The organism is Methylobacterium sp. Leaf99 (assembly GCF_001422375.1).
GTDB lineage: Bacteria > Pseudomonadota > Alphaproteobacteria > Rhizobiales > Beijerinckiaceae > Methylobacterium.
In genome coordinates this window covers 1,263,990-1,282,892 of the sequence record NZ_LMMU01000001.1, presented here as the reverse complement: position 1 = coordinate 1,282,892, position 18,903 = coordinate 1,263,990, and the positions used below count along the sequence as shown (strand labels likewise).

At 68.8% G+C, this 18,903-nt stretch carries 19 protein-coding genes; 9 read left to right on the top strand and 10 right to left on the bottom strand.

Going from position 1 to position 18,903, the window contains the following annotated elements:
• Positions 1–9: 9 nt before the first annotated feature.
• Positions 10–1,356: an MFS transporter gene (locus ASF28_RS05815; RefSeq protein ID WP_056088852.1), complete on the bottom strand. Its 1,347-nt coding sequence runs from the start codon at positions 1,354–1,356 to the stop codon at positions 10–12.
• Between the two features lie 154 nt (positions 1,357–1,510).
• Positions 1,511–3,091 carry a sensor histidine kinase gene (locus ASF28_RS05810; protein WP_082476018.1) on the bottom strand — a complete coding sequence of 527 codons (1,581 nt, stop codon included), beginning with the start codon at positions 3,089–3,091 and terminating at the stop codon, positions 1,511–1,513.
• Between the two features lie 252 nt (positions 3,092–3,343).
• Between ASF28_RS05810 and ASF28_RS05805 the strand changes: the two genes are divergently transcribed.
• From ASF28_RS05805 to ASF28_RS05795, 3 genes are all read left to right on the top strand, one after another.
• Positions 3,344–3,799, top strand: coding sequence for a (2Fe-2S)-binding protein (locus tag ASF28_RS05805; RefSeq protein WP_056088849.1), 456 nt, complete (start codon positions 3,344–3,346; stop codon positions 3,797–3,799).
• Between the two features lie 57 nt (positions 3,800–3,856).
• Positions 3,857–6,061 carry a xanthine dehydrogenase family protein molybdopterin-binding subunit gene (locus ASF28_RS05800; RefSeq protein ID WP_056088846.1) on the top strand — a complete coding sequence of 735 codons (2,205 nt, stop codon included), beginning with the start codon at positions 3,857–3,859 and terminating at the stop codon, positions 6,059–6,061.
• Positions 6,062–6,320: 259 nt separating this feature from the next.
• Positions 6,321–6,641: a hypothetical protein gene (locus ASF28_RS05795; protein WP_056088843.1), complete on the top strand. Its 321-nt coding sequence runs from the start codon at positions 6,321–6,323 to the stop codon at positions 6,639–6,641.
• A 69-nt stretch (positions 6,642–6,710) separates the two neighbouring features.
• Here ASF28_RS05795 and ASF28_RS05790 read toward each other — a convergent pair whose 3' ends face one another.
• The 3 genes from ASF28_RS05790 to ASF28_RS05780 form a co-directional block, all read right to left on the bottom strand.
• Positions 6,711–6,986, bottom strand: coding sequence for a hypothetical protein (locus ASF28_RS05790; protein ID WP_056088840.1), 276 nt, complete (start codon positions 6,984–6,986; stop codon positions 6,711–6,713).
• A gap of 121 nt (positions 6,987–7,107) precedes the next feature.
• The gene (locus tag ASF28_RS05785) at positions 7,108–8,280 is read right to left on the bottom strand and encodes a zinc-dependent alcohol dehydrogenase (RefSeq protein ID WP_056088838.1); all 1,173 of its coding nucleotides are present in this window, start codon (positions 8,278–8,280) and stop codon (positions 7,108–7,110) included.
• 146 nt (positions 8,281–8,426) lie between these two features.
• On the bottom strand, positions 8,427–9,248 hold the full coding sequence (locus ASF28_RS05780) for an alpha/beta fold hydrolase (RefSeq protein WP_056088835.1): 822 nt from the start codon (positions 9,246–9,248) through the stop codon (positions 8,427–8,429).
• A 129-nt stretch (positions 9,249–9,377) separates the two neighbouring features.
• On the opposite strand from ASF28_RS05780, the gene ASF28_RS05775 reads away from it, so the two are divergent.
• On the top strand, positions 9,378–10,007 hold the full coding sequence (locus ASF28_RS05775) for a uracil-DNA glycosylase family protein (RefSeq protein WP_056088833.1): 630 nt from the start codon (positions 9,378–9,380) through the stop codon (positions 10,005–10,007).
• 56 nt (positions 10,008–10,063) lie between these two features.
• Positions 10,064–10,759 (top strand): orotidine-5'-phosphate decarboxylase, encoded by a 696-nt coding sequence (pyrF, locus tag ASF28_RS05770; protein WP_056088830.1) that lies wholly within the window; start codon positions 10,064–10,066, stop codon positions 10,757–10,759.
• Between the two features lie 7 nt (positions 10,760–10,766).
• On the opposite strand, the gene ASF28_RS05765 is transcribed toward pyrF, so the two are convergent.
• The gene (locus ASF28_RS05765; protein ID WP_244474904.1) at positions 10,767–11,339 is read right to left on the bottom strand and encodes a TetR/AcrR family transcriptional regulator; all 573 of its coding nucleotides are present in this window, start codon (positions 11,337–11,339) and stop codon (positions 10,767–10,769) included.
• Between the two features lie 130 nt (positions 11,340–11,469).
• Positions 11,470–11,667 carry a hypothetical protein gene (locus tag ASF28_RS05760; RefSeq protein WP_056088824.1) on the bottom strand — a complete coding sequence of 66 codons (198 nt, stop codon included), beginning with the start codon at positions 11,665–11,667 and terminating at the stop codon, positions 11,470–11,472.
• A 351-nt stretch (positions 11,668–12,018) separates the two neighbouring features.
• On the opposite strand from ASF28_RS05760, the gene ASF28_RS05755 reads away from it, so the two are divergent.
• Together ASF28_RS05755 and ASF28_RS05750 are read left to right on the top strand one after the other, a co-directional pair.
• Complete coding sequence (locus ASF28_RS05755; RefSeq protein ID WP_056088821.1) at positions 12,019–12,309, top strand: BrnT family toxin; 291 nt, start codon at positions 12,019–12,021, stop codon at positions 12,307–12,309.
• Positions 12,272–12,535 carry a BrnA antitoxin family protein gene (locus ASF28_RS05750; RefSeq protein ID WP_056088820.1) on the top strand — a complete coding sequence of 88 codons (264 nt, stop codon included), beginning with the start codon at positions 12,272–12,274 and terminating at the stop codon, positions 12,533–12,535. The genes ASF28_RS05755 and ASF28_RS05750 overlap by 38 nt, the downstream gene beginning before the upstream one ends.
• Before the next feature lie 33 nt (positions 12,536–12,568).
• On the opposite strand, the gene ASF28_RS05745 is transcribed toward ASF28_RS05750, so the two are convergent.
• The 3 genes from ASF28_RS05745 to ASF28_RS05735 all read right to left on the bottom strand — a co-directional run bounded on the left by ASF28_RS05745 (position 12,569) and on the right by ASF28_RS05735 (position 16,950).
• Complete coding sequence (locus ASF28_RS05745; RefSeq protein ID WP_056088816.1) at positions 12,569–14,365, bottom strand: NADPH-dependent assimilatory sulfite reductase hemoprotein subunit; 1,797 nt, start codon at positions 14,363–14,365, stop codon at positions 12,569–12,571.
• A gap of 182 nt (positions 14,366–14,547) precedes the next feature.
• On the bottom strand, positions 14,548–16,320 hold the full coding sequence (locus ASF28_RS05740; RefSeq protein WP_056088812.1) for a diflavin oxidoreductase: 1,773 nt from the start codon (positions 16,318–16,320) through the stop codon (positions 14,548–14,550).
• 123 nt (positions 16,321–16,443) lie between these two features.
• Positions 16,444–16,950 (bottom strand): Lrp/AsnC family transcriptional regulator, encoded by a 507-nt coding sequence (locus ASF28_RS05735; protein ID WP_056088810.1) that lies wholly within the window; start codon positions 16,948–16,950, stop codon positions 16,444–16,446.
• A gap of 229 nt (positions 16,951–17,179) precedes the next feature.
• Between ASF28_RS05735 and ASF28_RS05730 the strand changes: the two genes are divergently transcribed.
• Both ASF28_RS05730 and cysD read left to right on the top strand, forming a co-directional pair.
• Positions 17,180–17,977: a phosphoadenylyl-sulfate reductase gene (locus ASF28_RS05730; RefSeq protein ID WP_056088806.1), complete on the top strand. Its 798-nt coding sequence runs from the start codon at positions 17,180–17,182 to the stop codon at positions 17,975–17,977.
• Positions 17,974–18,903 (top strand): sulfate adenylyltransferase subunit CysD, encoded by a 930-nt coding sequence (cysD, locus tag ASF28_RS05725; RefSeq protein ID WP_056088803.1) that lies wholly within the window; start codon positions 17,974–17,976, stop codon positions 18,901–18,903. The genes ASF28_RS05730 and cysD overlap by 4 nt, the downstream gene beginning before the upstream one ends.

Genomic DNA, 18,903 nt, shown 5'->3' with positions numbered 1-18,903 from the left:
ATGCCCCGCTCAAGCCGTCACGGCGCGGGCCTGCGCGGTGGGCGTCTCGGGCGGGACGAAGGCGAGGATGAGGACGAGGGCGGCGCACTCGACGGCGGCCACGATCCAGAGGCCGGTGGAGACCGAGCCGGTGTGCTCGCGCAGGTAGCCCATGGCGGCCGGGGCGCCGAACCCCGCGAGGTTCGCCACCGAGTTGATCAGGGCGATGCCGGCGGCGGCGGCCGAACCCGCCAGGAACCGGCCGGGGATCTGCCAGAACACGGGGATCGCGCTCATGGTGCCGACGATGGCCACCGTCAGGGCGACGATGGCGAGGCCGGGGCTCACGGGCACGAGGAAGCCGAGAACCGCGATGGCCACCGCGCCGACGAGGGCCGGCACGCCGCAATGCAGCCGGGACTCGCCGGTGCGGTCGGAGTGGAGGCCGTTGAGGATCATCCCGGCGCCGCCGCAGAGATAGGCCCCCGACATGATCCAGCCGATGGTGAGCGGATCGGTGAAGCCGGCCTCCCGCACCACGCTCGGCCCGAAGAAGGTGAGGGCCGAGTTGGCGGTGACGATGCAGAAGAAGATCGCGATGCACTGCCAGACGCGGGCATCCCCGAGGCAGGCGAGGATGCGGTGCTCGCGCGGGCCGAGCGCCGCCGCGTCGCGGGCGAGGTCGGCCTCGACCAGGGCCCTCTGTTCGGCCGTGAGCCAGGTGGCCTTCGCCGGCCGGTCGGTGAGGTAGACCAGGGTGACGAGGCCGGCGAGGATCGAGGGAATTCCCTCCAGCAGGAAGACCCATTGCCAGCCGGACCAGCCGTTCACCCCGTCCAGGCCGGTCATGATCGCGCCGGCGAGCGGCCCGCCGATGACGCCGGCGAGCGCCGAGGCCGACATGAACAGGCCGAACACCCGGGCCCGCCGCGCGGTGGGGTACCAGTAGGTCAGGAACAGGATCACGCCGGGATAGAAGCCGGCCTCGAACACGCCGAGCAGGAAGCGCAGCACGTAGAACCCGGCCGGGGTCGTGACGAACATCATCGCCACGCAGCAGGCGCCCCACAGGAAGGTGATGCGTGCGATGGTCCGGCGGGCGCCGATGTATTCGAGAAGCAGATTGCTCGGCACCTCGCAGAGAAAGTAGCCGAGGAAGAAGATTCCCGCGCCGATGCCGTAGACGGTCTCGCTGAACCTGAGGTCGGCGAGCATCTGCAGCTTGGCAAAGCCGATGTTCACCCGGTCGATCCAGGACAGGATCCACAGGCCCATCAGGAACGGCAGGAGCCGCCAAGTGATCCGGCGATAGGTCGCGTCGAGGGGCGTCGGGATGCCGGCCGGCGGAGGCGAAGCGGTCGGGACTGTCTGGCTCATCGTCCCCCGTTCCGCGGCCGACCCGGCGGGGCCGATCCCCGTGCCCATGGGCCGCGAACAAGCAACATACGGACCAGGAACGGCTGTCCGGATGGGGATCGCCCGCGCGGTTGTCGGGCCCGCGGCGCCTGAGACGGCCGCAGCCCGCGTCGGGTCAGGCCGCCCGCGCCGCGGACCGGCCGCGCTTGGCCTCGGGCTTCGGCGCGGCGGCGCCCGGCCCGTCCCGGTCGGCCAGCGCTTCGCCCGGAAGATCGAGGGCCGGCAGGGTGTCCATGACGCGGGTCGCCGGGAAGGTGACCACCACCTCGGTGCCCTCGCGCGGCTTCGATTTCAGCTGGAAGTTGCCGCCGTGGAGGTCGACGAGGCCCTTGACGATGGGCAGGCCGAGGCCGGACCCTTGTTCGGCGGTCTTGATGGCGAGGGACCCGCGGCCGAACGACGACATCACCGTGCCGAGTTCGTCCTCCGGGATGCCGGGGCCGCTGTCCTTCACGCTGACATACTGCCCGCCCGACGAGGTCCAGCCGACCTTGATGGTGATCTCGCCGCCCGGCGGGGTGAACTTCACCGCGTTCGATAGAAGGTTGAGGATGATCTGGCGCAGGGCCCGCTCGTCCGCCCACAGGCGCGGCAGGGTGTCGTCGATGAACTCGTGGAAGGTCTGGCCCTTGCTCCGCGCGCGCAGGCCGATCATGTGGCGGCACTCGTCCACGGCATGGCCGAGCTGGATCGCCTCCTCGTTGAGTTCGTAGCGCCCGGCCTCGATGCGCGACAGGTCGAGGATCTCGTTGATGAGGTTGAGGAGGTGCAGGCCGCTGTCGTGGATGTCGGCGGCGTATTCCTTGTAGGACGGCGCCACGTGGGCGCCGAACACCTCGTTCTTCATCACCTCGGAGAAGCCCAGGATGGCGTTGAGCGGCGTGCGCAGCTCGTGACTCATGGTGGCGAGGAACCGGCTCTTGGCGAGGTTGGCTTCCTCCGCCCGGCGGCGGGCCTCGTCGGAATTGGCCTTGGCCTGTTCGAGTTCGCCGAAGATCGCGTCCTTCTCCGCCTGGGATTTCAGGGCGCCCACGGTGGAGGCGTAGACCCGCTGGGCCAGCCCCATGAAGAACACCTGCGCGCCCACCACCATGGCCACCAGCATCGCCGTGTCCATGTCGTGCGAGAACGCGAGCAGGGCGAGGGCGGCGACGTTGAGGGGGACGAGGGCGGCCACCGCCGCCGCCGGCAGGGTCGCGGCCAGCATGGTCACCACCGCCGCGACGATGACGAGGCCGAACAGCACGAAGGTGCGCGCGCCCGGCGTGGTGCCCACCAGGATCATCAGGGCCCAGGACGTGCTCTGCACGACCTCGCACACCATGAAGTAGCGCCGCCACACGGTCACGGAGGCCGCGTCCGGGTCCTGGGCCAGGAAGCGCCGGGTCGCGAACATCGACAGGGTGACGGCCGCGAGCAGGCACGCCCCCCACAGGGCCGCGACGGGGGGCGGCACCCACAGGGCGGAGGTCCCCGCGATGGCGATGCCGAGGAGCGCCAGGGGGATGACGGCGCCGGCCCGGTACTGGGCGTAGACGCGGATGAGTTCGTAGTCGAACGCGCGTTCCAGCCCGCTCGTCGAGGTCAGCTTCTCCCGGGCCGAGCGCATCTCCCGCGCGACCTCGCGGCGGCGGACCGCCTCCGGGGCGGACGGGCCGCGCCCGCGCTGAATCATCTCCGCTGTCAGGTCGGGCATTACCGTCTTGAGGATCGCGCGAAGGGGGGGCTCGCCGCCCTGGGGGCCGCGAGCATGTCGGAACACGACCCCGTCAGGATGATCGAAATATGTTAAGATCGACCTGCCGCGATCCGCCGGATTGTCTCGATTCCGGACGACGGGGTGGCCCTGCGGGAACTGCGCGGCGGACGGGGCGTGTGTGGTGGCGCACACGGGGGAAGTATTCCACAGTCTAGCATCGTTCCAGATCGCGAGTTCGGAGCACGACCCATGGTGAAGCTGACCGTCAACGGCGTCGCCCACAGCGTCGAGGCCGATCCCGAGACCCCGCTCCTGTGGGTGCTGCGCGACCATCTCGACAAGACCGGCACCAAGTACGGCTGCGGCATCGCGCAATGCGGCGCCTGCACGGTCCACCTCGACGGCCAGCCCGTGCGCGCCTGCCAGACCCGGATCGGCGACCTCGGTGAGGCCAAGGTCACCACCATCGAGGGCGTGTCGGGACGCGTGGCCGAGGCGGTGCGTACCGCCTGGCGCGGCCTCGACGTGGTCCAGTGCGGCTACTGCCAGTCCGGCCAGATGATGTCGGCCATCGGCCTCCTGTCGGGCAACGCGAAGCCGACGGATGCCGACATCGACGGGGCCATGGACGGCAACGTCTGCCGCTGCGGCACCTACCAGCGCATCCGCGCGGCGATCCACGAGGCGGCGCGCAGCCTCGCCTGATCGTCTGCATTCGTCCGCCGGCCCGCACCCGAAGACCCGTCCGAACTGGAGTCCGCCATGCTGAAGGTCCGTCAGGCCCTGGAGACCGCCCCCTCCCGCCGCGCCTTCCTCGGCGGGGCCACCGTCGCGACGGGGGCGATCCTGCTCGGCTTCACCCTCGGCGGCCCGCGCCAGGCCCGCGCCGCCGGCGGCCCCGACCTCACCGGCGGCCCGGCCAAGCCCAACGCCTTCGTGCGCATCGCCGCCGACGACACCGTCACGGTGATGATCAAGCACCTCGACATGGGCCAGGGCAACACCACGGGCCTCGCCACGATTCTCGCCGACGAGCTCGACGCCGACTGGGCCACCGTGCGCACGGCCTTCGCCCCGGCGGATGCGGCCCTCTACAACAACATGCTGATGGGCCCCGTGCAGGGCACGGGCGGCTCCACCGCCATCGCCAATTCGTGGCTGCAGCTGCGCCGGGCCGGTGCCGCCGCCCGGGCCATGCTGGTGGCCGCCGCCGCGGAAAGCTGGAAAGTCTCGGCCGCCGAGATCACCGTGTCGAACGGCGTGGTGCGCCACGCCGCCTCGAACCGGCAGGCCCGCTTCGGCGAACTCGCCGAGGCCGCCGCGGCGCAGCCCGTGCCGCAGGAGCCGACGCTGAAGCGGCCGGACCAGTGGACGCTCATCGGCACCAAAGTCCCCCGCCTCGATTCGAAGGCGAAGACCGACGGCAGCGCCACCTATTCCTTGGATATCCGCCGCCCCGGTCAGGTCACCGCCATGGTGCTGCACGCGCCGCGCTTCGGCGGCGTGGTGGCGACGGTGAACAGCAAGGCGGCGCGCGCCATGCCGGGCGTCCTCGACGTGGTGACGATCCCCACCGGCGTCGCGGTGATCGCCCGGGACACGTGGTCGGCCATGAAGGGCCGCGAGGTCCTCGACGTGACCTGGGACGATTCGGGCGCCGAGACCCGCTCGTCCGACACGATCCTCGCCGAGTACCGCGAGCGCCTGAAGAGCCCCGGGATCGTCGCCTCCGAGCGCGGCGACGCCGGCGGCGCCATCGCCAAGGCGGCGAAGGTGCTGGAGGCGGAGTTCACCTTCCCCTACCTCGCGCACGCCTCCATGGAGCCCCTCAACGCCACCATCGAGCGGGCGCCCGACGGCACCTACGACGTCTTCGCCGGCTGTCAGATCCAGACCATCGAGCAGGCCGTCGTCGCCGCCACCCTCGGGGTGACCACCGACAAGGTCCGCCTCCACACGCAGTGGGCCGGCGGCTCGTTCGGCCGGCGCGCCACGCCGGGGGCCGACTATTTCGCCGAGACCGCCGCCATCGTGAAGGCGACGGGAGGCAAGGCCCCCGTCCACCTCGTCTGGACCCGCGAGGACGACATGGCCGGCGGCTATTACCGCCCGATGGTGGTGCACAAGCTCCGGGCCGGCCTCGACGCCGCCGGGGCCGTGGTCGGCTGGGAGCACCGCATGATCGGCAAGTCGATCATGATCGGGTCGCCGTTCGAGGCGATGCTGGTGAAGAACGGCGTCGATTCGACCTCCATCGAGGGCGCATCGGACACACCCTACGCCCTGCCGGCCTACCGCTTCGAGGTCCACAACGCCCGCGAGGGCGTGCCCGTGTTGTGGTGGCGCTCCGTCGGCCACACCCACACGGCCCAGGCCATGGAGGTGTTCGTCGACGAACTCGCCCACGCCGCCGGGGCCGACCCCGTCGCGTATCGCCTCGGCATGCTGAAAGGCGCCCCGCGCCTGTCGGGCGTCCTGACGCTCGCCGCCGAGAAGGCCGGCTGGGCGAGCCGGCCCTCGGGGAAAGGGCAAGGCTTCGGCGTTGCGGCGCACGAATCCTTCGGCTCCTACGTCGCCATGGTGGCCGACGTGACCGCCGACGCGGCCAAGGTGAAGGTCAACCGCATCGTCGCCGCCGTCGATGTCGGCATCGCCGTCAATCCGGACATCATCCGCGCCCAGGTCGAGGGCGCCGTGGGCTTCGCCCTCTCGTCGGTCCTGCGCAACAAGATCACCCTCAAGGACGGGGTGGTGCAGGAGACGAACTTCGACACCTACGAGCCGACCCGCATGAGCGAGATGCCGGTGGTCGAGGTTCACATCGTGGCGTCGACCGTGGCGCCGACGGGCATCGGCGAGCCCGGCGTGCCGGTGATCGCGCCGGCCATCTCCAACGCCGTCTTCGCCGCCACCGGCCGCCGCCTGCGCTCCCTGCCCCTCGATCTCGGCGGCCTGAAGGGCGTGTAGCGCCCGTCACGAAACGCCCCGTCGCCGCCGGTTCTCACCCCGGTGCCGCGGGCGTTTCGTCGGGGACATTTCGAGCGTCGGCCCGAGGGGCGGACGCCGGCGGGCGCGTTCGCGCGGTGCGTGACGCGGGGCGCGCCGATCGAATCGATCATCGCGAAGGCGTGAACGCAGCGCGATTTCAAGATCATGAATTGGCAAGGATTGAGATCTCAGGATCGATGCAGCGTGGTGTATCCGCAAAGCAACTTCGAGCGATCCGATGTTTTCCTGGGTTCCGTCGATCTTCAAGCGGTTCAGTACGCGCCCTCATTCGTCGCGATCGGCCGACGGTTACGGCAAGCTCGAACCGGCGGTCGTGCGAATCGGCAGCCGGATCTATCCCTGCACCATCGTCGGGGAGATCAGCGACAGGACCCTGGTGACCCTGCGCAAGGACGTGTTCATCGCGGCGGCCGCTCCGATCGACATCAAACTGGATCGGGATCGCACCTACCGCCGGTTCCGCGTGCGCTGGAAGCATGGTCTCCAGGTCAGCGTCCAACCCATCACCGCCTGGGCCGCTCCCAAGATGGCGACTTGAGGCATCGACCCGGCCAGTGCGCATCGCTCCTGAGGGACGATCAGTCCGCCCGGCCGCCTCGCCTCGGTCTCACGCCGGGCCGATCTCGAAGGCCATCCCCAAGCCCGGTCCCCGGTCGGCATAGTCGATGAGGCTGTAGCCGCGTTCGGAGAGGGCCGCCTCGATGATGTCGTGGTGCTTGCGGAACATCTGGCCGATGGCCAGGGGCGTCAGGCGCGGGTTGCCCTGCCGCAGTTCGTCCACGCCGATATGGAGCGGCGCGCTTCCCCGGTCCGCGATCCGCACGAGGGCGGCGGCCAGATCCGCGGCCTTCGTCTCCGATGCCGATTTCGCCTTGAATGCCATGTCGATGTTCTACGCGTGCCCGCCGGACGGGACAAGCGCGGGGAGGGCGGCGCAATCCGGGCGCCCTCCCGCCGGGCGCCTCGGACCGGGTGCGACCCCGGTCCGAGGCGGTCCGCGGCGCTCAGTTCGGGTGGAACACCACCTTCACGCAGCCGTCCTTCTTGTCGCGGAACGTCTTGTAGAGGTCGGGCCCATCGGCGAGGTTGGTGGAGCGGTGGGTGATCATGGAGGTCATGTCGATCTTGCCCGCCTGGATCAGCTTCGTCAGCGGCTCGAGGTAGCGCTTCACGTGGGTCTGCCCGCTCTTCATGGTCAGGCCCTTCTGCACGATCATGCCCATGTTGACCGGAACCGGCCCGCCATAGACGCCGGGCACCGAGACGATGCCGCAGGGACGCACGGCCTTGATCGCCTCCATGAGGGCGTAGGGACGCTCGGTGGAAGTCAGCTTCTCCTGGATCGTGTTGACGAGGCTGGCGATGCCGTGACCGGCGCTCGCCTCCATGCCGACGCAGTCGATGACGCCATCGGCGCCCTCGCCCTTGCTGATCTCCTTGATCCGCTCGAACACGTCCTCGTTCACGTAGTCGATGATGTCGGTGGCCCCGTAGACGCGGGCGAGGGCGAGGCGCTCGGGCACCGTGTCGATGGCGATGATGCGCTCGGCGCCCATGATCTTCGCCGACTGGATCGCGAACAGGCCGACCGGCCCGGCGCCCCACACGGCGATGATCTCGCCGCCCTTGATCTCGCAATGCTCGGCGCCCTGCCAGCCCGTGGGCAGGATATCCGTGAGGAACAGGAGCGACTCGTCGTCGATGCCCTCGGGCGCCAGCATCGGGGCCACGTCCGCCATCGGTACGCGCACGTACTCGGCCTGACCGCCCGAATAGCCGCCGGTGAGGTGCGAGTAGCCGAACAACCCGGCGGTCGGATAACCGAACTGGGCCGCCGCCATGGCGCCGTTGCGGTTGGAGCGCTGGCAGACGGAGTAGTTTCCAAGCTTGCACTGGCGGCACTCGCCGCAATTGATGTTGAACGGCACGACGATGCGGTCGCCCTTCTTGAACTTGGTGAAGCCGGCGCCGACCTCGACCACCTCGCCCATGAATTCATGGCCGAGGACGTCGCCGCTCTCCATGGTCGGCATCTGGCCGTCCATGAGGTGGAGGTCCGAGCCGCAGATGGCGCAGGACGTCACCTTGATGATGACGTCGCGCGCATCCTCGATCCTCGGGTCCGGCACCGTATCGCACCGGATGTCGCCCTTGCCGTGCCAGCACAACGCCTTCATGCGGATCGTCCTTCATGATGTCTTCGGAAAGCTCGGTCGAAAGCAGGCCACGGTTCCAACGAAACCTTAGCCTGAATGTTCGGAGCACCGCCGATGATGGTTCGATACGGGATTCAAGACGCTGGGACCGGGATATGTTCCAGTCCCTAGGCCCGCAGAAACGCCACGAGATCGTTCGTCAGCCGCTCGCCATGGGTGAACGGCAGGGCATGCGATCCACCCTCGTAGACCGTGAGGGTCGAGCCGGGAATCGCGGCCGCCGCCGCCCGGCCCGAGACGTCGATGGGCACGGTCTGGTCGTCGTCGCCGTGGATGATGAGGGTCGGGAGCCGGACATGCGCCATGTCGGGGCGGAAATCCGTCTCGCCGAAGGCGCGGACGCAGGCGATGGTGGCTTTCGGCGAGGCGCGCATGGCGAGATCGCCCGTCCACTGCATGAGTTCGGTGGAGGCCGGCGACGAGAACACGCCGGCGCCGAAGAAGGTCTTCGAAAAATTCGCCAGGAAGTGCGGCCGGTCGGCCTTGAGGCCGTCGATCATGCCCTCGAACACGCCGGCGTCGACGCCGTCGGGATGATCCGGGGTCTTCAGCAGCATCGGCGTCACCGCCGAGACGAGGGCGACGCGGGACACCCGGGCGCCGCCGTGGCGCGACAGGTAGCGGGCGATCTCGCCGCCGCCCATGGAGAAGCCGACCAGGGCCACGTCCTGGAGATCGAGGTGATCGAGGACCGCCTTCAGGTCGTCGGCGAAGGTGTCGTAATCGTAGCCGCTCCAGGGCTGGTCCGAGCGGCCGAACCCGCGCCGGTCGTAGGCGATGGTGCGAAAGCCGGCCTCGGTCACGCCCGGCATCTGGTATTCCCACATGTCGGCATCGAGCGGCCAGCCGTGGATGAACACAACGGGGCGGCCGGTCCCCCAATCCTTGTAGAAGAGCTTGGTGCCGTCCGGGGCGTCGAGGAAGGGCATGGGCAAATCCGTCGGGTGGGGGCCGTGCGATCCGGCCTGGGAGGTTCGAAGGGCTAAAGGCCGAAGCGCGCGACCGTTCCCGCACTCCCCCTGTCCGAGACGGACGGGCGCCCCTATCTCCCCGCCATCATGCACTCCGCCCCGGATTTCGACGCCACCGCCGCGTCCCTGCGCGCCTGCCGCATCTGCCGCGATGCCCCGGCCTACGGACCGCCCCTGCCGCAGGAGCCGCGCCCCATCGTCCAGGGCAGTGCCCGCGCCCGCCTGTGCATCGCCAGCCAGGCGCCGGGCAACAGGGCCGACAAGAGCGGCATCCCGTTCATGGACCCGTCCGGCATCCGTCTGCGCGACTGGCTCGGCCTCGACGAGGCGGCGTTCTACGACGCCGCGCGCCTCGCCATCGTGCCCATGGGCGCGTGCTTTCCGGGCTACGACGCCAAGGGTGGCGACCGGCCGCCCCGGCGCGAATGCGCCGAGCGCTGGCGGGTGGAGCTGTTCGCCGGCCTGCCGCACCTCGACCTCATCCTCGTCATCGGCCAGTACGCGCAGGCGTGGCACCTCGGCCGGTCGAAGGGCGGCCTCACCGAGACCGTGCGGGGCTGGCGCGCCGTCCTCGACGCGCCGCGTCGCCCGCGCGTGCTGCCCCTGCCGCATCCGTCCTGGCGCAACAGCGGCTGGCTGAAGGCCAATCCGTGGTTCGAGGCCGAGTTGCTGCCGGTGCTGCGTGCGGAGGTGGCCGACGCGATGGCGCCGCGTTGACAGCGGGCGCATGACGCGGGATGGCCGCCCGAGACCTTTTGGCCCAAGGACACACGATGCCCGCCACGACCGATCCGCGCGACCGCCTCATCGTCGCCCTCGACGTCGCGACGGTGGCGGAGGCGGAGGCGTTGGTGGGGCGCATCGGCGACGCCGCGACCTTCTACAAGATCGGCTACCGCCTCGCCTATGCGGGGGGCCTCGCCCTGGTGCCGCGTCTCGCCGCCGCCGGCCTCAAGGTGTTCCTCGACCTTAAGCTCCACGACATCGGCAACACCGTGGAGGAGGGGGTGCGGGCTCTCGCCGACCTCGGCCCGACCTTCCTCACGGTTCACGCCTACCCGCAGACCATGCGGGCGGCCGTGCTCGGGCGCGGCACCGGCGGCTTGCAGATCCTGGCGGTCACCGTCCTGACCTCCTACGACGAGGCCGATGCGCGCGAGGCGGGTTACGCGCTCCCCGTCGCCGACCTCGTGGCACAGCGCGCGCGTCAGGCCGACGAGGCCGGAATCGACGGTATCGTCTGCAGCGCCGTCGAGGCGGTATCGGTCCGGGGCGTGGTCGGGCCGTCGCGCCTCATCGTCACCCCCGGCATTCGCCCGGCCGGCAGCGGGCTCGGCGACCAGAAGCGGGTGATGACGCCGGTCGAGGCCCGGCGGGCGGGCATCGACCACGTGGTGGTCGGTCGTCCCATCACGGGCGCCGCAGATCCGAGGGCGGTGGCCCAGGCGATCGTCGCCGAAATGGCCTGAGCCGCGGTCAGGCCGGGCCGCGCAGGCTCCGCAGGAGGAAGGCGATCATCGCATCCACCGGCGGGACGCCTGCGTCGGGATACCGGCTCACCAGGGTGGGATGGCAGTAGCGCAGGACCGCCGTGTGGAGGCAGGCGGCCGTCAGGGACGGGTCCGCGACGGCGAACTCCCCGGCGGCGACGCCTTCGACCACGAGGCCTTCGAACACCGATCCGATCCGCTCGATGTGATGGGCGCAGACGTCCCAACTCTCCGCGACGGCGGCCTCCACCATCTCGTGCATGCGCGGATTGGCGTCGCAGCGTTCGACGCAGGCGCGGTGCAGCACGCGGATGACGTTGGACAGGCGTTCGCTCACGCCCTGGCCGATCATGGTCGAGGCGACGGTCACGCGCCGCTCGGTTTCGTCCATGAGGCGCTGGATCACCGCCTCGTGGATCGCCTTCTTCGAATCGAAGAACCGATACACGTTCGCCGGGCTCATCCGCAGGGTACGGGCAATGTCGGCGACGGTGGTCTTCTGGTAGCCGATGTCCCGAAACGCCCGCTCGGCGGTTTCCAGGATACGGCACCGGGTCATCGGCGCGGTTTCATCGAGGGGGGCGGTCAAGGGTGCCGCTGCAATCGTCATGGGTGCCACGCTAGAGCGGCAACCCCGGCCCGGTCAAAGGCTGAGCCGGCCTTGGACCAACAGGACGCGCGTGTGTGCCTTATGAGCCGAACTGCGAGCCGAGCTGTTCGAGGTATTCCGCCAGATCGACGCCACCGATGCGCTTGCCGTAGTCGAAGCGCATGCCCTGCTGAATATCCACGCTGCTCGATTTCGTCGTCAGGGTGAAGGGCTTGACGCAGATCCAGGCGCCGTCGCGGCGATGCTCGAAGAAGTTCAGGATCTCGTGCTTGGCCATGGCCGGTTCCCCGCTGTGTGGGGAGTTAACGGTCATCAAGCGCAACGGTTCACCGAAGGCCTGAATTTCGACATGTTTCGAAAAGCTTGGCCGTAGTGATCGGCCACGGGTGGTGCTGGATTGGCGCCGGGATCGCACTGAACCGTCTGTGACGAGGATAATGATTTCCATGCTGGCCATGCTGGCACGAAAACGGATTGCCAAATCCGGCCTAACCTCGGCGATGGGGAGTATGAGGACAGAACCCTGGGCTGAGCCGGCGCATTCCGCCCTATGGCAGGTTTGACATAGACCCAACACTTGATCCGCGACCACCCCACGTACATACTTTATGTAGGAATTTTCTGGGCGATGTTCGAGTGGGACGAAGCCAAAGAGATCACGAACATCGCCAAGCATGGCATCAGCTTCGCGCAGGCGAGCCGGATTTTCGCCGGTCGGGTTTGGACGTTCATCGACACGCGTACGGATTACGGCGAGGTGCGGGAGATCAGTATCGGTGTGGCCGATGCGGTCGCATTCCTAACCGTCGTTCACACGGATTGGAGCGGCGTCACCCGAATCATCTCGGCTCGCCCTGCCTCCCAAAGGGAAAGGAAACGCTATGACGAAGCGTTACGCGCGTCCGATGACACCCGATGAAATCGCGGCCGTACCGGACTCCGAGATCGATTTCAGCGATGTGCCGGAACTCGATGAGGCGTTCTGGGCAAACGCCAAGCTCATCGAGCCGGATCGGACGCAATCCGTCACGCTCCGGGTCAAGACCTCGGTCCTCGAAGCCTACAAGCAGCATGGGCGAGGCTACCAGACGCGCATGAACGCCGTTCTGGAAAGCTATGCCCGTGCGATGCTCAAACGTGAGTGAGGGAGCGAGACATCCCCGCTCCCTCACCGCAGCTCAGGCTGCGCTCTTCAGGGGGCCGATCTTCTCATGGAAGTCCGGACCGTTGATCGTCTTGGTGACGTAGCCGTCGCGGATGAGGTAGTCGCCGAAGCGCTCGCCCGGCTGCTTGTTCTTCGCGTAGGCGGCGAATAGCGGATCGAGGATGGTCTTGATCTCCGAGGCCGTCACGTCCTCGCCGTAGAGCTTGCCCAGGCGCGAGCCGTCGAAGGCAGCCCCGAGATAGAGATGGTAGCGCTCGGGGCCGCGGCCGACGAGGCCGATCTCGGCGATGAACGGCCGGGCGCAGCCATTGGGGCAACCGGTCATCCGGATGGTGATCTCGTCCTCGGCGAGGCCGTGCGACGCCAGGCTGGTCTCGAGTTCGGTCATCAGGTCGGGGAGGTAGCGCTCGCTCTCGGCGAGCGCGAGACCGCAGGTCGGCAGCGCCACGCAGGCCATGGAATTGCGCCGGAGCGCACTGGCCCCCTTCATCATGCCGTGCTGGTCGACCAGCGCCTCGATCTCGGCGCGCTTGTCCGAGGGGACGTTGGCGATGATGACGTTCTGGTTGCCGGTGAGGCGGAAGTCGCCCTCGTGGATCTCGGCGATGCGGCGCAGGCCCGTGAGCAGTTGCGGGCCATTCTCGTAATCCTTGATCCGGCCCGAGGCGACATAGAGGGTGAGGTGATGGCGGCCGTCGTCGCCCTCGGTCCAGCCGTAGCGGTCGCCGTTGTTGGTGAAGGTGTACGGCTTCGGGTCGGCGAGCGGCTTGCCGACGCGCTTCTCCACCTCGGCGCGGAAGGCACTGAGCCCGTAGCGCTCGATGGTGTATTTCAGGCGGGCGTTCTTGCGGACCTTGCGGTTGCCCCAGTCGCGCTGCACCGTCATCACGGCTTCGGCCGTCTTGAGGGCATCCTCGGGCGCGACGAAGCACATCACGTCGGCCGTGCGCGGGAAGGTGTCGGTCTCGCCGTGGGTCATGCCCATGCCGCCGCCCACCGTGACGTTCCAGCCGGTGACCCGGTTCTTCTCGTCGAGGATGGCGATGAAGCCGAGGTCGTGGGCGAAGATGTCGACCTCGTTCGAGGGCGGCACGGCGATCACGGTCTTGAACTTCCGCGGCAGGTAGGTCTTGCCGTAGACGGGCTCGATCTCGGCCGCATTCTCGCCGCCGACCACGCGCTCGCCGTCGAGCCAGATCTCGCGCCAGGCGCTGGTCTTCGGCAGGAGCGAATCCGAGATGTCCTTGCCGAGCTGGTAGGCGGCCTTGTGGGCGCCGACCTGCGCCGGGTTCGTCGCCGCCATGACGTTGCGGTTGACGTCGCCGCAGGCCGCGATGGTGTCGAGCAGCGTCGCGTCGATGGCCGCCATGGTGCGCTTGAGGTTCGACTTGATGACGCCGTGGTACTGGAAGGTCTGGCGCGTGGTCGCGCGGAGCGCCCCGCCCGCATAGGTCGTGGCGATCTCGTCGAGCGCCAGCCACTGCTTCGGGGTGACGACGCCGCCGGCGATGCGCAGGCGGATCATGAAGCTGAAGGCTTTTTCGAGCTTCTTCTTCGTGCGCTCCGCGCGGATGTCGCGGTCGTCCTGCATGTACATCCCGTGGAACTTCACGAGCTGGCCGTCATCCTCCGAGATGGCGCCGGTGGCGTGCTTCAGCAGCCCGTCGGCCAGGGTCCCGCGCAGGTAGCCCGACGCGATCTTGAGGTGCTCGTTATGCGCGAGCCCCGCCGACCGGGCGGCTTCCGCGTCGGTGATCGGGCGCTCGGTCGGCGGGGTCTCGTAGGTGCGGGGCGGGGTCTGCTCGGCCATGGCGGGATTCCGGTCTTTTCGAGTTTGTCTGGTGCCTTGGGTGCGCGTCCCTCTCCCCTCTGCGGGAGAGGGTGGCCCGCGTCAGCGGGTCGGGTGAGGGGAGCGCCAGTTCCGGATAGGGCTTCCCCTCTCCCGCCTGCTCCGCAGGCACCCTCCCCCGCACAGGGGGGAGGGTTCTTTAATCAGTACACATCCTGCTGGTAGCGGTGGGCGCGCTCCAGTGCCGCGACCGCCGCCTCCGCCTCGGCCTCGCCGAGGGACTTCACCGTGGCGTAGGCGCGCACGACGGCGTTGCGCACGTCCTTGGCCATCCGGTTGGCGTCGCCGCAGACGTAGAAGCTGGCGCCGCCGTCGAGCCACTCCACCAGTTCCCGGGCGTGATGGTCGATGCGGTCCTGCACGTAGATCTTCTGCGGCTGGTCGCGCGAGAAGGCGACGTCGATCTTCGTGAGCGACCCGTCCTCCAGGGCGTCCTGCCATTCGAGCTGGTAGAGGAAGTCGTGGGTGAAGTGCCGGTCGCCGAAGAACAGCCACGACCGCCCCGGCGCCTCGACGGCGCGGCGCTCCTGCACGAAGGCGCGGAACGGCGCGACGCCGGTGCCGGGGCCCACCATGATGATGTCGGTGGCCGGGTCCTGCGGCAGGCGGAAGTGGCGGTTGGGCTTCAGCTTCACCCGCAGCTTGGCGCCGTTCTTCACGCGGTCGGCGACATGGGTCGAGGTGACGCCGGACCGGGCCCGGCCATGGGTCTCGTAGCGCACGGCCGCGATGACGAGGTGGACCTCGTCGCCCACCTCTTTTCGCGATGAGGCGATGGAGTAGGCGCGCGGCGGCAGCGGCCGGGTGATGGTGGCGAGGTGCTCGGCCGTGACCGTGGCCGGGAAGCTCTGGATGAGGTCGATGAGGTGGCGGCCCTCGATCCAGGCCTTGGCCTCGCCGCTGTCGATGAGCTTCTGCGCCTCGGCGTGGCCCGTCGCCTTGGCGAAGCGCTCCACGGTGGTGGCCGACAGGGTGGTGATGTCGCGCTCGGCGAGCAGGGCCCGGCGCAGGGCCTCGTCGCCGGAAAGCCCCGTGGCGGCCAGGATCTCGTCGACGAGGGCGGGATCGTTCTCCGGGTAGATCTCCAGGCTGTCGCCCGGCTCATAGGCCGGCGCACCGTCCTCGAACTCGAGGGCGAGGTGGATGGTCTCCTTGTCGGAGCGCGACGAGTTCAGGTTCACGTGATCGACGACCTCGACCACCCGGGGCTCACGGCTCGGCTCGGCCTCGTCGTCCTCGTCGACGGTGCGCGCGGCGAAGTCTACGGCCACGACGTTGTCGGCGCCGGGCGGCGGCGTCAGGGCCTTGACGGTGTTCTTGATCCAGTCGGCGGCGGGCTCGTCGAAGTCGAGATCGAGGTCGGCCCGCGCGTAGGCGCGCTTGGCGCCCAGCGCCTCGAAGCGGGCATCGAGGGCCTTCCCGATGGCGCAGAACTCCGCGTAGGACGTATCGCCCAGCGCCAGAACGGCGAAGTCGATCCCGTCGAGGCGCGGCGCGCCCTCACCCATGAGTTCGCCGTAGGCCCGCATGGCCCGGGCCGGGGGCTCGCCCTCGCCCCAGGTGGCGGCGATGGCGACCACGTGCTTCTCGCGCGCCAGGGAGGCCACGTCGAGGTCGAAGAAGTCCACGATCTTGGGCTTGAACCCGCTCTTGCGTGCGAGCTTGGCGACGTCGCCGGCGAGCTTTTCGGAATTGCCCGATTCGCTGGCGAACAGGATCGTCAGGGGCTCGGCCGCCTTCGGGGGCGCGGCCGGCACCGCGGCCGCCGGTTGACCGCCGGCGGCGTCGAGGCCGGCGAGGAAGCCGGCGAGCCAGGCCCGCTGGATCGGGGTCGCGGCGCCGAGGACGGCGTCGAGGCTCGCCCGTTCCTTGTCTTCGAACGGGGCCGTGCGGGGGAGGATCGCGTGTCGTGCCATTGGGAAAGCCATGTCGTCCTGAGCGGCCGCCCTGTCAACGGAATGTCCGTTTTACAGAACGACGTCACGGTAGAAGGAGCTGCCTGCGGGTGCGCCGCAAAACAGAAGTTTGTTCTCTCGTGCCTATTCCCCCGCCACCACGGACAGCGTCGGCACGAAGCGGCCGCTGACCGGTGGGGCGGGCAGGGGCAGGGCGGTGGTCGACTTCACCTTCTCCATGGCGAAGCGCGAGGTGACGTTCTTCAACGGCAGGGTCGCGATCAGATGCTTATAGAAGGTGTCGTAGGCGCGCATATCGGCCACGACGACGCGCAGCATGTAATCCACATCCCCGGCCATGCGGTAGAATTCCAGCACCTCCGGCATGGCCGACACGGTTTCGGCGAAGCGCTCCAGCCACTCGCGCGAATGGTCCGCGGTCTCGATGGAGACGAACACCGTCAGGCCGAGGCCGAGTTTCACGGGATCGAGCACGGCGACGCGCCGGTCGATGACCCCGTCGGCCTCGAGGCGCTGGATACGCTTCCAGCACGGCGTCTGCGACAGGCCGACCTTCTCGCCGATGGTGGCGATGGAGAGGGTCGCATCATGCTGCAGCAGCCCGAGGATCTTCAGATCGATCGCATCCAAGGTGGCCTCGTGTCGGTTTCCAGGGCGGCGCTGCGTGCGCGGGAGCACGGCGCGCCGACCATATGAGAAGGATCTTTCTTTGTCAGGCAACCGACGACGGGACCGGGTCGTTGCCCGATCGCACCGCCCGCAGGGCCGGGATGTCCGGCGCACAGGCAGCGATGCCTTGACAGCGTTCGTTATAGCGAACATTTCAGTCGTCAGACAAGCGGACATTCCGAACACCGTCATGAGCTTTCAACTCGAACACGCGGCGCGCGCCCTTGCCGCCGGCATGGCCGGCCTCGACCTCAAGGGCCGCATCGCCCTCATCGAGGCGACGGTGCCCGGCCGCCTCGTCTTCACTACGAGCCTCGGCATCGAGGATCAGGCCCTGACCCACGCGCTGGCCATGGCGAAAGGGCGCACCGAGATCGTCACCCTCGACACCGGCCGGCTCTACCCCGAGACCTACGACACCTGGAGCGAGACCGAGTCGGCCTACGGCATCCGAATCCGGGCCTATGCGCCCGAGCGCGAAGCCGAGGAGCGGTTCGTGCGCGAGGAGGGCATCAACGGCTTTCGCCAGTCGGTCGCCGCGCGGCAGGCCTGCTGCGGTTTTCGCAAGGTCGAGCCCCTCGGCCGGGCGCTCGACGGCGCCGCCGGGTGGCTGACGGGCCTGCGCACCGGCCAATCGGCCAACCGGGCCGATACGCCCCTCGCCGAGGCCGACGAGGCGCGGGGCCTCATCAAGATCAACCCCCTCGCCGACTGGAGCCGGGCGGATGTCGACCGCTTCGTCGCCGACAACTACGTCCCCTACAACGTTCTGCACGATCGCGGTTTTCCCTCCATCGGCTGCGCCCCCTGCACCCGCGCCATCAAGGTCGGCGAGGACGAGCGCGCCGGCCGCTGGTGGTGGGAGCAGGCATCCAAGAAGGAATGCGGTTTGCACATCCACGCGCCCGAGGCCGACGTCGAGCCGGGCCAGGAGCCGGCGGCGTTCGAATCCCCCCACCACACTCGATCCCCGGAGATGGCCCGATGAGCGCCGCCCTCGCAGCCACGCGCGCCGAGCGCCTCACCCATCTTCAGCGCCTGGAGGCCGAGAGCATCCACATCATGCGGGAGACCGTCGCCGAGACGGAGAACCCGGTGATGCTCTACTCCATCGGTAAGGACTCGTCGGTGCTGCTGCATCTGGCCCTCAAGGCCTTTTCACCGGGCCGCCTGCCGTTCCCGTTGATGCACATCGACACGACGTGGAAGTTCAAGGAGATGATCGCGTTCCGCGATCAGAGGGCCAAGGATCTCGGGCTCGATCTCATCGTCCATACGAACCAGGAGGGCTTGGCGCGCGGCATCGGTCCCATCAGCCACGGGTCGGAAGTCCATACCGACGTGATGAAGACGCAAGGTCTGCGGCAGGCACTCGACAAGCACAAGTTCGATGCGGCCTTCGGCGGCGCGCGTCGCGACGAGGAGGCGAGCCGCGCCAAGGAGCGCATCTTCTCGCTGCGCACGGCGCAGCACCGCTGGGACCCCAAGCGCCAGCGCGCCGAGCCGTGGCACGTGTACAACCTCAGGAAGAAGCGCGGCGAGTCCCTGCGGGTGTTCCCGATCTCGAATTGGACCGAGCTCGACGTCTGGCTCTACATCGAGCAGGAAAACATTCCGATCGTGCCGCTGTACTTCGCCAAGCCCCGCCCCGTGGTGGAGCGCGACGGCCAGCTCATCCTGGTCGATGACGATCGCCTGCCCCTGGAGCCGGGCGAGACCCCGAAAGAGGTCTCGGTCCGCTTCCGGACGCTCGGCGACTATCCCCTCACGGGGGCCGTCGAGAGCGATGCCGCGACCCTGCCGGAGATCATCGGCGAGACCCTGGCCGCCCGCACCTCGGAGCGCCAGGGCCGGGTCATCGACAAGGACGGCTCCGGCGCCATGGAGCGCAAGAAGCAGGAGGGCTATTTCTAA

Bases quoted from the DNA above. Each gene is read 5' to 3' on its own strand.
- ASF28_RS05815 (WP_056088852.1), bottom strand. From the start codon at position 1,356: ATGAGCCAGACAGTCCCGACCGCTTCGCCTCCGCCGGCCGGCATCCCG.
- ASF28_RS05810 (WP_082476018.1), bottom strand. From the start codon at position 3,091: ATGCCCGACCTGACAGCGGAGATGATTCAGCGCGGGCGCGGCCCGTCC.
- ASF28_RS05805 (WP_056088849.1), top strand. From the start codon at position 3,344: ATGGTGAAGCTGACCGTCAACGGCGTCGCCCACAGCGTCGAGGCCGAT.
- ASF28_RS05800 (WP_056088846.1), top strand. From the start codon at position 3,857: ATGCTGAAGGTCCGTCAGGCCCTGGAGACCGCCCCCTCCCGCCGCGCC.
- ASF28_RS05795 (WP_056088843.1), top strand. From the start codon at position 6,321: ATGTTTTCCTGGGTTCCGTCGATCTTCAAGCGGTTCAGTACGCGCCCT.
- ASF28_RS05790 (WP_056088840.1), bottom strand. From the start codon at position 6,986: ATGGCATTCAAGGCGAAATCGGCATCGGAGACGAAGGCCGCGGATCTG.
- ASF28_RS05785 (WP_056088838.1), bottom strand. From the start codon at position 8,280: ATGAAGGCGTTGTGCTGGCACGGCAAGGGCGACATCCGGTGCGATACG.
- ASF28_RS05780 (WP_056088835.1), bottom strand. From the start codon at position 9,248: ATGCCCTTCCTCGACGCCCCGGACGGCACCAAGCTCTTCTACAAGGAT.
- ASF28_RS05775 (WP_056088833.1), top strand. From the start codon at position 9,378: ATGCACTCCGCCCCGGATTTCGACGCCACCGCCGCGTCCCTGCGCGCC.
- pyrF (WP_056088830.1), top strand. From the start codon at position 10,064: ATGCCCGCCACGACCGATCCGCGCGACCGCCTCATCGTCGCCCTCGAC.
- ASF28_RS05765 (WP_244474904.1), bottom strand. From the start codon at position 11,339: ATGACCCGGTGCCGTATCCTGGAAACCGCCGAGCGGGCGTTTCGGGAC.
- ASF28_RS05760 (WP_056088824.1), bottom strand. From the start codon at position 11,667: ATGGCCAAGCACGAGATCCTGAACTTCTTCGAGCATCGCCGCGACGGC.
- ASF28_RS05755 (WP_056088821.1), top strand. From the start codon at position 12,019: ATGTTCGAGTGGGACGAAGCCAAAGAGATCACGAACATCGCCAAGCAT.
- ASF28_RS05750 (WP_056088820.1), top strand. From the start codon at position 12,272: ATGACGAAGCGTTACGCGCGTCCGATGACACCCGATGAAATCGCGGCC.
- ASF28_RS05745 (WP_056088816.1), bottom strand. From the start codon at position 14,365: ATGGCCGAGCAGACCCCGCCCCGCACCTACGAGACCCCGCCGACCGAG.
- ASF28_RS05740 (WP_056088812.1), bottom strand. From the start codon at position 16,320: ATGGCACGACACGCGATCCTCCCCCGCACGGCCCCGTTCGAAGACAAG.
- ASF28_RS05730 (WP_056088806.1), top strand. From the start codon at position 17,180: ATGAGCTTTCAACTCGAACACGCGGCGCGCGCCCTTGCCGCCGGCATG.
- cysD (WP_056088803.1), top strand. From the start codon at position 17,974: ATGAGCGCCGCCCTCGCAGCCACGCGCGCCGAGCGCCTCACCCATCTT.